This window comes from Sedimentitalea todarodis, assembly GCF_032595355.1.
GTDB lineage: Bacteria > Pseudomonadota > Alphaproteobacteria > Rhodobacterales > Rhodobacteraceae > Sedimentitalea > Sedimentitalea todarodis.
This window is the reverse complement of the sequence record NZ_JASMWN010000049.1, coordinates 1-12,045: the sequence shown is the minus strand read 5'-3', so window position 1 is coordinate 12,045 and position 12,045 is coordinate 1. Positions and strand designations below refer to the sequence as shown.

Sequence of the window (12,045 nt, the reverse complement as noted above, 5' to 3'; positions counted from 1 at the left end):
CGTTCCCGGTATTCTGACCATGATCGTGAAAGATGTCGTCGCCAGCGCCCAAGTATATCTCGTCTTTGCCCCGGCCACCCCAGACCGTGTCATCGCCGTCATCGCCATGGATGGTGTCGTGTTGGTCTCCGCCATAGAGCCTGTCGTTACCGATGCCGCCCCGGATCATGTCATCGCCATCATCGCCGTGGAACTCGTCTGCGCCACCGCCACCGTTTATCGTGTCGTCGCCAGCGCCGCCGCGAACATAATCGTCACCGTTCCCGGTATTCTGACCATGATCGTGAAAGATGTCGTCGCCAGCGCCCAAGTATATCTCGTCTTTGCCCCGGCCACCCCAGACCGTGTCATCGCCGTCATCGCCATGGATGGTGTCGTGCTGATCACCCCCATAAAGCCGGTCGTTTCCAATGCCGCCGAACAGCTTGTCGTTGCCATCCTTGCCTGAGAGTTCGTCATCGCCGCCGAGACCATAAATTTCATCTCTGCCCCAAGCACCAGTCAGAGAGTTTCCACCAGTTGTCCCTTCGATTTTCCGGGTCGTGTCAATGGTGATTTCTACGAACTCGAAAGGATCGAGCTCGACGGACAAACCGCTAGCGCTGTTTCCTAGGTCGCTCTTTGAAAGAAGTGTTTCCTGTCCAAGTACATCGGTTTCCGTAGCGAAATAGAAATCACCCAGTATCTGTGGGTTGGAAATCTTGGGAATGATGCCCTCCACGGCTGGAAGGTAGGTCTTGTATTTTCCATCAGAGGTGGGGCTAATATATTGATTTGCAATATCGTTTCCAAGAAGAGCCCGTAGATCGTCGCGATCTTCCGGAGAAATTTCGCGTTTGGCAAGTCTTGTGCCCGAAATTTCCTGCCCGTTTTCATCATAAGCCCAGTGCTCACTCAAGCCGTTAGAGCTGACCTGGTCAATCCCGACATGGCGTCCACTCCAATCCCACGGACTATCGGTGATGCCGCTAACGTCCAGCGTAACGTCTTGGCCAAATGTTTCTGACCGAGACGTTACGTAAACAACTGTGTTGTAGCTACTTTCGTAGACGTTGACCTCGATGTTCCCGCCGTTATAGCCCGAGACGTCCAGCGTCGACATGGCTCGATGTCCTGTTCCACTCAGGCTCTCGGCCATGTATTTGTACATCTGGCCGGCTGGGGATAGCGCAATCGGATTTTCGTCTCTGTGGTCGCCCGCAACCGATGTTGTGGTGTTGTGCCGTAACGCCCAGAAATCTGCGCCGTCCACACCCAACTCAAGCATGTTTTGGAATTGTTCCTGTACAACGCCAGCCGCTTTCAGGCCGGTTTCATAGACATTGCTCGTCTTAACATTCCACTCGGTAATCTGGATTTCCACGTCCTGCGGCAACATTGCTTCCCACACGGCAAATCGATGATCTAAATCGTTGTTTTGGCGGGACTCGTTACTCCCTCCGAACTCGTCGTGTGATTTGTTGTAATAATAGTGGGCGACGATACCATCCACACCCAATTCCGCTGTATTGCTCTGGAATCCATTGGTGATGTCTCGGTCACTGTCCAAGCGCTCTAGCAATTCCAGGTTCGCTTTGATGATTTTCTTTTCAAACGACATGAGAGAGTTGTAGTACTGGCTGGCGCTCTGGCCGCTTTGCCAGTCCGACGGCCTATCCGCTTCGCCCCAAGTGCCGAGTGCAAGGATCGCGTCCGAATTGCTAATCGAACCGGAACTGCTGCCCTTGTAGTTGGATGACCCGCCTACTGGATTTGCAGTTTGTATCCATATGCCGGGCTCATGAACCTCGCCATCGGTGGATAAGCTATCTTTCAACGAAGTGATAATGTTTCGAGCATTGTTACCATACTCGACTTCGTTCGCGGTTCCCCAATATTCGTTGCCAACCTCGTAGGCGACGATGAGTTCCGCGTCACTGCCCATATAGTCTAGTATGAGGGCTGACCACTCCCGGATGTCCGCGTTGCTGGCTTTTTCTTCGATAGCTGGAATTACAAGAGTTGTTTCAGTTCCATTTTCCTTTATCCAGTCAAGATACTCGCGCAAATCTGCGCGCAGCTTTCCTGTTCCGGATTTAGAGTGGTCCAACTCAGTGATATTCTCGGGTTCGGCTTTGCCGGCCGGGTATCTCAACCTTGTGACGCCGAGTTCTGCCATCGCATCTTGAAAAAGAGTATTAGGAGTTCCTGTGCTTTCATTCACCTCGCCGATTATATTTCCACCAAACATGTGCGGATTAACATTATAAGACGAGCCGCCTGTCGCGGTAAGTGTGTAAGAAGGCATAGTTTTAATCTCCGGTCACTCTTCGAATGTGCGAACACTCGTACGCTTTTCATCTGTACACAACTCAGAACTGGTCCTAGCTATGCCCCCAAAAGCCTGCTCTTTCCGAATAGCTCTGACAACGGACACCCCTTCCGGAAACAGCATCTCCCGCGCGAGATCGGTCAGGCCGTATCTGAGCGCATAGTCAGCTAGTGCGACTTCAAGTGTCGCGATCCTCTCCTCCGTGGAGATGTCGGAACTCTTCATCAACTGACCTCACTTCTTGCGTGTTTCTGGCTAGCTCTCAGGGCTTAATATCTGGTTAATGAGTCGGGCCATCGACCGGAAAGACGTGGAGGCTCCATGAGCGAAGTGAAATGGGCAGTGATCACAACCTGCGCGGAGCCGAAGAGGCTGGTTGAAGCGTTCATTGCCCACCATCTTGCGATTGGCGCGCATGAGATCGTTCTGTTCTTCGATGACCCTGCCGATGGTCTGGCCGAGACTTTCTCGCAGATTCCTAGGGTGACATGCATCAGTTGCGATGCGGCGTACTGGACGAAGCGTAGACCCCGCAAGGGCCGCCCTTCGGGGCACCGTCAGCGACAAACGCACAACGCAGAGTACGCGGCCCGAAACCTGTGCGAAAGCGAGTGGATCGCACACATAGACGTCGATGAGTTCCTGCTGGCCCGGTCTGTCAGATCAATTTCCGAGATGCTTGGCAGGGTACCCGAAACACTTGACGCTGTGCGTGTCCTTCCGGCGGAGCGGATGTTTGCCGGGAGCTGGCTCCCCGGAAAAATGGACCTATCTGGGATATTCAAGCTCAAGCCGGAATGGGCCAGCGACTGGGGGAAGGAACTCTACGGCGCAGATCTGGGGGAGCTTTTCCCCAACGGATTCCAGGGGCACGAGGTCGGAAAGAGCTTCAAACGCCGGAGGAATCGTGAGGCGCGGCTCAATATTCACTTCGTACGAAAGGATGGCGAGAACATCCCCGAACACAAGGTAGAACAGGACGAAGCGGTCCTGCTGCACATGTTCCCCGTTTCCTTTGAGGATTGGGTTGGCAAATATGAGCGCCGGATAGATGACCCGGTGTATTTCAACTCGATGCCCGATCACGCCCAGAAGAGATACTCGATCTATCGGAAAGCGCGTGAGAGAAGCAGTGAAGGGACTGTGCGAGAGCTTTTCGAGGCGCTGAGTGTTCTGCCCGCAGACAGCCCGGCCCGTGCCAGTCGTCCCGGTCTGTTCCTCAGGGCAAACTTGGACGTGGCGAACAATGTTCAACGATTGGTCCGACCCTACCTTTCTAGCGCCAAGTTCGAGCATACCTCATCTCCAGCACCCTCTCCGATCCCGGACAACCAACGGGTCTTTCAGATCGGGATGAACCGGTGCGGGAGCAAGGACATCAGCGCCATGTTCGGGCGCAGAGGTATGAGCTACGCCCATTGGGATCGGGGGCGGATTGCACGGAACCTTCGGGCCGCTCAGGCTGCGGAAGGTAAGCCGTTCGCTGGATATGAAAATTACCAACTCTTGAGCGACATCTCATACGGGAGCAACGGGACGGACATATATGATGGTTTCTATGATTTCGATTACATCGCCAAATTCTACAGGGATTCCATCTTCCTGTTGAATCACAGACCGGTTGACGAGTGGCTTTCAAGCAGACGGAAGTTTCGCGATGGGAAGTATATTGCAGAGCACATGGCGGCGGCTGGCATCTGCTCCGAAGAGGCGATGCTCGCGAAATGGGCGGAGGATTGGCAGGCCCACGCGGAAAACGTCAGGGACAGCGCAGCCCGTGGTGACATCCGACTCATCGAATACTCACTGAACACCGAAAAGCCGTTCTCCCTCTTTGCCCGGTTGGAGAAGATGCTTAGAGACCGGAGTTAGGAGGTCGGCCATGCCAATATACTCACGCAGCAGGGTCGTATTTATGCTAACAGAATGACCCATTCCGTTAACTGTTCACATATGGCAATACCTATAGCCTAACTCCAAGCAACCGCGGCCGGTGAACTTCCACATGCTTCCAGGCGCCCTGAGAGAGCAAGCAGCTTCCCATTGGTTGCAGCAATTTCTCCTTCCCAATCCCCACCCGACAAGCTCGAAACAGGAACACCGATCAAGAAGACCCCACCGCATCACCAGTAACCGCTTGTTTTTGCGACGCCACAAGGCTTGGAACTTTGGCCGCTTCTTGTTTGTAAAGAGTGGCAGCCCTAGAACAGGATACATGTGTTGTTTCTGTGTTGAGTTGCCAGAGCGATGGGGCCCCTGCTAGTGGCAGTGGTAGGGCTTTGACCCTGCGTGGCAGCACTGCCCTTTCGGGCTATCTTTGCGACAGCCTCCGCCATGCTCAACGATGTCAGTCTTTAAGGTGGCCTCGACTCTCAGCTTTGAGACAGCAAAAGCTGGCGTTGCACTGATGGTTGCAGAAGCAATCAAGCAAAGTACAATATTTTTCAATATTCTATCCTTCATTCATCTTAACATTATGTCCCAAAGATCTGGGAAGATATACTCCGTATGGTTGCATTTCAAATAGAGCATGAAAGGACTAATCGCGGGTCTGGTGTCAGGATTTTGGTGCGAATTCGGCTCTTTTGCGGCATACAGTCGAAGAGTTGAAGGTTTCGTGATCCCGAAGACCTGCCGGCTTTTCCTCACAACCCATAATCCATTCCGCGATCTCTTGAGCGCTCGGCTGTTCTCTCGCGTTCCAACTCCAGCTCCCGCTGTTCTTTAATCTCGTTAGCGCGGGCATTGGCCGGCCCGGCAATATCATCAAAGCCGCAACCAAACCGCGCGGCCGCCTGCTTCACCTGCCCAACAAGCGCCTGCTGACGCTGTTTAGCAACACCGAGATCCTCGATCTCACGACTATCCTGCCAAGCTTCGGCGATCTGCTCGATAAACTGCCCACGCGCGGCCTCCAGGGCGGCCAGCCGCTCCGCTTCGCGCGCCTGCGCCCTCTCGGCCTCCAACACCCGCTGCCGCTCGGCCTCACGATCCTCGTAGGCACGGGTAAAGCTGTCGGCGAAGTCCCTGGCCCCTGCCCCGGAGAACAGCGTTCGCGCCGCTTCCGTCGCCGCACTCAGGCGACTAGCATCCGCCTCCCGTGCTGCCGTGTAGGCGTCCCGGGCCTGCACCATGCGCTCCAACAAATCGGCCATGAGGCTGCGCTGCTGGCGCACCTCGTGTACCTGCGCGCCGCGCTCGGTGACGGGTTCATACTCCGTGCCATCGCGCTCCGCCTCCCGCTGAGCCTTGCGCTCCATACTACTGGCCGCTGGCCCCAGCTTGATCTCCGGATCGCGGTCCAGCGTCATGGCGACCAGCTCCTCGCCACGGTCCAGCGCTGCCTCGCGCTGATCCTCCAAGGAGCGATGATCAACCCGCGCTTTCTGCCCGGCCCTCTCAAGTGCTACGTTCTGCATCTGCGCCCAAAGACCGCGCATGTCCGCGATCTCGGCACCGCCAGTCTTGGCCGCATCGAGTATCCGCGTCTTGTCGGTCAGACCCTCCGCGCCAAGAACCCGCGTCGTCGTCAGGATGTGGGCATGGTGATTGCGCTGATCGCCATCGCGATGCGGGGCGTGCAGCGCGACATCGGCGGCAATGCCGTAGCGATCCACCAGCGCCTGAGCAAAGCCGCGCGCCAGATCCGCGCGTCCCTCGGATGACAGCTCCGACGGCAAGGCCAGCTCCCACTCCCGGGCCGTGACGGAATTGCGCCGGGTCTCGCGACCCTCGACCGCGTTCCAGAGGCCGGCGCGATCCGACGCCCAGGCCGGGGCATTGGCCGGCACCAGGATGAAGGTCTCCTCGATGCCCTGCTTGCGGGTATAGTCATGCACCCGGCCCTCCCGCTCACAGGGCAGCCGTTCGCCCGCACGATAGGCCGCTGCCGCTGTCGCCGTACGCCCGACGCTGCGTTTCACGGTCTTGACGCTGAGATGGTAGCTCGCCACGCGCCCTACCCTCCGCGCAGACCGGCAAAGATCGCAGACGCCGCGCGGGCACGTCCCTTTTGCTCCGCCTGCCGCGCCCCACACCGCTGGGCGGGCGGAGCAAAAGGCAGCAGCGGTACAGACGCCCACACGGGCCGCGATCCGCTGCTTGCCCTGTCAAACCACTCTCCCTGCCCAGCCACATTAGCGGCGGCAGGGAGCGAGCAAGACAGGGCCGTTTGCCGAACAAGCACCGCGCGGCAAACCCGCTCCGGAACTGGGTCAAAGGACCCACCGTTCCGGAGCGCCCCGGCTGACTCCGTCGTCAGCAGACCAGGCACCGCAGAGGTGCCCCGGTCGTCCTGGCGGCGCGTCAGCCCGGGCTGCAATCCAACGGCACACGTTGGTTCTGGAGAGTTTGAGAGGGCGAAGAGCACCTTTCTGTCCAATGCGCTCGCTCGCATTGGAAGGGGACGCCGTCGGCGGGGGCTTTGCCCCGGGGAGACCGCACGCAAAGCTCGGAGGGAACGAAGTGACTGCAGAGTTTGCATAAGTGCGCCATTCAATCTCAAGAGCTTTCATGGTAAGCCCACCCCAATGTAGCGCGATACCCCTTCCAAAGGAACCCTCTTCATGCCCGATCCCAACCTGGAAAAACTTCAGCGACAGTATGAGCAGGCCAAGGCAAGGCTGCAATCCGCCCGCGCCAGAAAGGCCGCAAAGGATCGCAAGCTCGATGCAAGACGCAAGATCATCCTCGGCGGTGCGCTGATCGAGAAGGCCAGCCGGGACCGGGAGGTGACCAGGGTGCTGATGTCTCTCGTCGCCGGTCTCAGCCGGGTGCAGGACCGCAAGGCGTTCGATGGGTGGTCTCCCCCTGCCCCATCCACACACCCGGACGCCGAGGCGAAGGTCAGCGGCTCAGGGGGAGGTGCGGACAGTGGTGGCTCTGGATCCAGCCCTGAGGAGGGCGCGGGCTTGGATCGCAACGCCTCGGTCACAGATACGGATGCTGCGTCTGAAACCGGCACGCAGGGCACTGAGGCCAAGGGTGACACTGATCCTGGAGCGAACGTCCAGATGGAGAGACGGCCATGAGTAGGGCCAAGGATGCCGAACAGGGCCCGGAAGGTTGGGACAGACTGAGCGATGTCTTCCACAGGGAGATCAGCGAGACTGGTGGCGACAGCGCCAAGGCGTTCATTGCGATCCTGGATGAGCTGGACGCCCGCATGAGAGTTTCCGATGAGCAGGTCGCACAGAACACGCTGGTGTTTGAGACGCTGGTACCCTGGCTGAAGGCAACCGATAACCAGCTCAAGGAGCTCCCTGGAGAGATCGAGGCTGGCACGCAGAGGAGCGTAGCCCGTCTAGGCGCCGCAGCGGAACAGGCGGCAGCTCAGGGTGCCAGAGAGGGCGCGATGGCCTCACAGACCGGCCTGGAGGCGCTCAGACGCACCGTGGAGGCCTATGACGCCCGAAGACAGCAGATTATCCGCACAGCGGCTCTGGGATTGCCTTTGGTCTTCTCAGCAGCATTGATCGCCGCCTTTCTCTTCGCCAGCTTTGTGATCCCCGCCCTGCCCCGGGAGTGGCAATGGCCGTGCACCCTCATCGGAGCTGAGTTCAGACAGAGCATCAATGAGAATAGTCCGACCACGTTCTGTGTCATCGTCAGGGAGTGATGCGGGAAGGCGGATGGAGCCTCTTGGGGGCAGCTTCCTTTCTTCCCTTTTTCGGAGTTCTTGAGGGAAAACAGAGTTAAATAATGTTAGAGTCTGAGTTACACAAACTGGCGCTAGGTGTAAGCGCTTAAAAGTATTGAAAAATTATCAGATTTTTTATGCTTCTGGTGTGTGAAGTGACGATAAATGGTGTGTGAAGTGACGATAAATGGTGTGTGAAGTGACGAAACTTGACGAACGGTGTGTGAAATGACGAAAGTAGCGAATGGTGTGTGAAGTGACGAATCTCTTCTCGGAGTGCAGTGTGTGAAATGACGAAAGAACTCCTATCCTCCCAGAGATCACCACTGCTGCCGGACCGCCATCCGCAGCGTGATCTGTTTGTGTGCGATATCGTCGATGCAGTCCCCAAAGGGGATATGTCCTCAATGGAAAACCCTGTCTTCACCCTCTCAACCAAGCCGGACATGCGTACACGCCGCTATGAGCGCGGGGAAAACTGGATTCAAGTTGCGCCATCCCGAACCGGGCTGGCGACGGTCCATGACCGCGATGTGCTGATCTACTGCATCAGCCAGTGCATGGCTGCACTCAATGATGGGCAACAGGTGCAGCGGCGCATGCGCTTCAAGGCCTATGACTTGCTCGTGGCAACCAACCGACAAACCTCCGGGCGCGGCTATGAGCTCCTGAAGGATGCCTTGCGACGCCTGCAAGGTACACAAATCGAAACCAATCTGCGCCAAGGCGGCAAGGAATACTTCAAGGTCTTTGGCCTGATCGACTCGGCCGAGATTGTGAAGGAAACCCGCGATGGCCGCATGCTGGATGTTGAAGTCACGTTATCGGACTGGGTGTTTGATGCGATTGAGAACAACCACGTTCTGACGCTGAACCGCCAATATTTTAAACTGCGCAAGCCCCTCGAACGGCGGCTTTATGAGATTGCACGTAAGCATTGCGGTGCACAGAGCGCATGGAAGGTCGGAATGAAGCTGCTCCGTGACAAATGCGGATCGAGCTCAACGCTCAAGGAATTTCGGCGCCTGCTCGGAAAAATCATCGAGGACGATGCGGAACACGACCATATGCCCGACTATGCCTTCGTCATCGAGGGCGACATTGTGGTCGTGCGGCCAAAGAAGGCAGCACGGCAAACTGTCCTGCCCTTCCCGCTGTCCTCGCTACGGCTTGATCCCGACACACATGAGGAAGCTCGCCACTTCGCGCCCGGCTGGGACATGCATCATCTCGAAGGCGAGTGGCGCTCTTGGGTGTTGGAAAGGGGCATAGCGGTGAAGAACCCCGACAAGCACTTCCTGAGTTTCTGCAAGAAACGGGGAGCACATCGGCGCTAACGCGCTTTGCATGCTTTCATGCCAAAATTGGAGGAGCAAAGTCTTACCCTGAACCCAACCTGCTTCGCTTAAGACGGTCCTATTTCGTGCTATGATCACAGATATTTCGAAAGGAGAAAGGATGAAATCCAGCGTTCAAGGTCGGTGCCTCTGGTGAATCGAGCTACAAATTCATCGGAGAGGTCAAGTTTGCGATTCAATGTTATTGTCGTGATTGCCAGCAAATATCCGGTGGGGGTCATCTTCCACAAATTGCAGTGCCAACCGACCAATTTGCGGCGGAAGGTAAGCTAAGAACCTATCAAACGAACTCTGAATCGGGCAACGTAGTTGAGGTTGCGTTCTGTGGCGAATGTGGTTCTCCGTTGTTCAAATCCACTTCAAAGATGCCAGATGTCAGGTTCCTTTGCGCGGGATCACTTGACGACGATTTGGTCAATGAACCATTCCAAAGGGTCTACGAAGAAAGTCGAAGAGTTTGGGACGAATGAGTGCGACGCCATTGATGCTCCGATGGCTGCTTCTCTAATCAGGCGTTTGGCGCTCCAAGACTATGGCTACATTTTTAGCGATTTCCTGCGCTATATATACAGCATGAATGCATGCAAAGCGCTTGTACGCTAAGCCGCTTTCCATGCTTGGCGCGAACGAGGCAAGCGTGCTAACATGATGCAAAATAACAAGCAGACAGACTGGAGCAGTATCAATGACCTATACCATCGGAATGGTCTCCCAGAAGGGAGGCGTCGGAAAGTCGACTCTGGCCCGCATGATGGCCCGAGAGTTCGTGGCCGGTGGCCTCACCACCAAGATCGCAGACATGGATACACAACAGCAAACCTGTGCCCATTGGGCAGGTCGCCGTGCCGAAAACGGCGTCACCCCGGAAGTGCAGGTGCAAAGCTTTGCCTCGGTAAAGACTGCTCTCGAAGACGCCCCGCGTTTCGACGCGCTGATCCTGGACGGCAAACCTAACGCCTCTGAGCAGACAATGGACATAGCCAAGGCCGCTGATCTCGTCGTGATCCCGACAGGTCAGACCATTGATGATCTGCACCCCGGCGTCGTACTGGCGCACAGTCTGCGTAAGAAAGGCATCTCGCCCGAGAAGATCGCCTTTGCTATGTTCAAGACCACGGGCAGCGAGCGCGAAAATGCCGCTGCAAGGCAATATCTCGCAGAAGCGGGGTATCTGGTGCTTGATGGGGAAGTTTCCGTTTCCACGGCCTATGGGTCGGCCTCCGACATGGGCAAGGCTATAACCGAAACCTCGTTCCGAACGCTCAATGACCGCGCGGCTAGATTGGCACAAAGCGTGATCGACAAGATGGCCGAGTTACAGGAAAGGCAAGTGGCGTAATGAGCACGAATATTACCAAGCTGAAAAGCGGGAAGGGCACTCCGCCGCATGCAGATGTTGCGCCCGATGTGATCGCAGACGACACGCGCCCTGAGAAGGCCGAACTGAGACCGCTACAAGTGCGTATCCCCAAAACGGTTTTTGAAGAGTTTTCAGAAAGGGCAGGACGTGAGTTCGGCTTCACCCACGGGTCAAAGAAGCAGCTCTTTCTCAAGATCTGGGAAGCATACAAAGCGCAAAACACCAAAGCATGATTGCATGCATCTTGCCATTGGCGCTTGAGTCTCAAATCAAGCCAGAACGAAAGGCATGCTTGCAAAAATAGCTAGCAATATTTATATAGCCTGATGAACAGCAAACACCGCAAAACTCTGGTCGTGGTCTTCACAGACCCGGTGTCAGGAACAATCGAATGGTCAGCGGTCGAGCGTCTGCTCGTTGCCGCTGGCGCTCAGGTAATCGAGGGGCGCGGCTCGCGAGTGCGGTTTGAGAAGAATGGCGAGGTCGAGACATTTCACCGCCCACACCCCGCCAAGGAAGCCAAGCGCTATCAGGTGCGCGCCGCTCGCGCGTTTCTGGAACGGATCGGAGTAACGCCATGACCAATTCCATGACCCACAAGGGCTACTCGGCCCGCATCGAGTATGACGATGACGATGGAATTTTCACAGGACGCATCGCCGGTATCCGCGATGGCGTTGGTTTTCATGCGGACACAGTTGAAGCCTTGCGAGCAGCATTTCATGAAGCGGTCGAAGACTACATCGAAACCTGCGCAAAAATCGGAAAGGAACCGCAGAAAGCTTTTTCGGGCCAGGTCATGTTCCGTGTCGATCCGGAAGTTCACCGCAAGGCCGCGCTCGCAGCCGAACTGTCAGGCAAGAGTCTGAACCAGTGGGCCGAAGAGGTCTTGGATCGGGCAGCGAGCTAACCGCACGCCCGGCCTCATTTCACCACAACCCATCGAACCGGCTGGCGGCGGTGCGCGTATAATGCGCCGTGTGCCGGGGGTCGCGGTGTCCGAGGTAATCCTGGATCAGCCGCAGATCGTAACCGCGATTGGCCAGCGCGAAGCCGCAGGAATGCCGCAGCATGTGCGGATGGACGGGACCGAGTCCGGCGCGTTTCGCGACTGTGCCGACAATGTAGTTCACCGCTTGCCGGGTCAGTGGCTGCCGGCGTTCGGAGACGAACAGCCAGGGCAGGACGTCGTCGCGCGCGGCGAGCCAACGGCGGAGCGCGCGCAGCTCGTCGCCTTCGATCGGATGCTCGACGCTCAGCCCGTTCTTCAGCCGCGTCACCCAGAGCCGCGATTGCGCCAGGTCGGCATCATCGCGACGCAAGGCAATAGCTTCGGACACGCGCAGCCCGTGCCGGAACATCATCAGGATCAAAAGAT

General features: G+C 56.8%; 12 protein-coding genes. 9 read left to right on the top strand and 3 right to left on the bottom strand.

All coding sequences use genetic code 11. From position 1 onward, the window contains the following. Positions 1 to 2,287, bottom strand: a 2,287-nt coding sequence (locus tag QO231_RS25300) for a calcium-binding protein (RefSeq protein WP_316782876.1), incomplete at its 3' end; no start/stop codon positions are given. 345 nt (positions 2,288 to 2,632) lie between these two features. Here QO231_RS25300 and QO231_RS25295 point away from each other — a divergent pair. After that, entirely contained in the window at positions 2,633 to 4,183 is a 1,551-nt protein-coding gene (locus tag QO231_RS25295; RefSeq protein WP_316782873.1) for a glycosyltransferase family 2 protein, read from the top strand. 773 nt (positions 4,184 to 4,956) lie between these two features. On the opposite strand, the gene mobQ is transcribed toward QO231_RS25295, so the two are convergent. Further along, complete coding sequence (gene mobQ, locus QO231_RS25290; protein WP_316782870.1) at positions 4,957 to 6,264, bottom strand: MobQ family relaxase; 1,308 nt, start codon at positions 6,262 to 6,264, stop codon at positions 4,957 to 4,959. Between the two features lie 612 nt (positions 6,265 to 6,876). On the opposite strand from mobQ, the gene QO231_RS25285 reads away from it, so the two are divergent. The 8 genes from QO231_RS25285 (at position 6,877) to QO231_RS25255 (ending at position 11,577) form a co-directional block, all read left to right on the top strand. Further along, positions 6,877 to 7,341 (top strand): hypothetical protein, encoded by a 465-nt coding sequence (locus QO231_RS25285; protein ID WP_316782867.1) that lies wholly within the window; start codon positions 6,877 to 6,879, stop codon positions 7,339 to 7,341. Beyond that, on the top strand, positions 7,338 to 7,928 hold the full coding sequence (locus QO231_RS25280; RefSeq protein WP_316782864.1) for a hypothetical protein: 591 nt from the start codon (positions 7,338 to 7,340) through the stop codon (positions 7,926 to 7,928). Before QO231_RS25285 ends, QO231_RS25280 begins: the two co-directional genes overlap by 4 nt. A 311-nt stretch (positions 7,929 to 8,239) precedes the next feature. Beyond that, entirely contained in the window at positions 8,240 to 9,286 is a 1,047-nt protein-coding gene (locus QO231_RS25275; protein ID WP_316782861.1) for a replication initiator protein A, read from the top strand. 173 nt (positions 9,287 to 9,459) lie between these two features. After that, a complete protein-coding gene (locus QO231_RS26210) occupies positions 9,460 to 9,777 on the top strand; it encodes a GFA family protein (RefSeq protein WP_394356717.1) in 318 nt (105 codons plus the stop codon). 215 nt (positions 9,778 to 9,992) lie between these two features. Then, positions 9,993 to 10,646 (top strand): ParA family protein, encoded by a 654-nt coding sequence (locus QO231_RS25270; protein WP_316782858.1) that lies wholly within the window; start codon positions 9,993 to 9,995, stop codon positions 10,644 to 10,646. Next, complete coding sequence (locus tag QO231_RS25265; RefSeq protein WP_316782855.1) at positions 10,646 to 10,900, top strand: hypothetical protein; 255 nt, start codon at positions 10,646 to 10,648, stop codon at positions 10,898 to 10,900. The genes QO231_RS25270 and QO231_RS25265 overlap by 1 nt, the downstream gene beginning before the upstream one ends. 93 nt (positions 10,901 to 10,993) lie before the next feature. Then, on the top strand, positions 10,994 to 11,248 hold the full coding sequence (locus QO231_RS25260) for a type II toxin-antitoxin system HicA family toxin (RefSeq protein ID WP_316782852.1): 255 nt from the start codon (positions 10,994 to 10,996) through the stop codon (positions 11,246 to 11,248). Next, positions 11,245 to 11,577, top strand: a complete 333-nt coding sequence (locus tag QO231_RS25255; RefSeq protein WP_316782850.1) for a type II toxin-antitoxin system HicB family antitoxin — start codon at positions 11,245 to 11,247, stop codon at positions 11,575 to 11,577. Before QO231_RS25260 ends, QO231_RS25255 begins: the two co-directional genes overlap by 4 nt. Before the next feature lie 19 nt (positions 11,578 to 11,596). Here QO231_RS25255 and QO231_RS25250 read toward each other — a convergent pair. After that, positions 11,597 to 12,045: tyrosine-type recombinase/integrase (locus tag QO231_RS25250; protein ID WP_316782847.1), on the bottom strand; the 449-nt coding region annotated here is incomplete at its 5' end.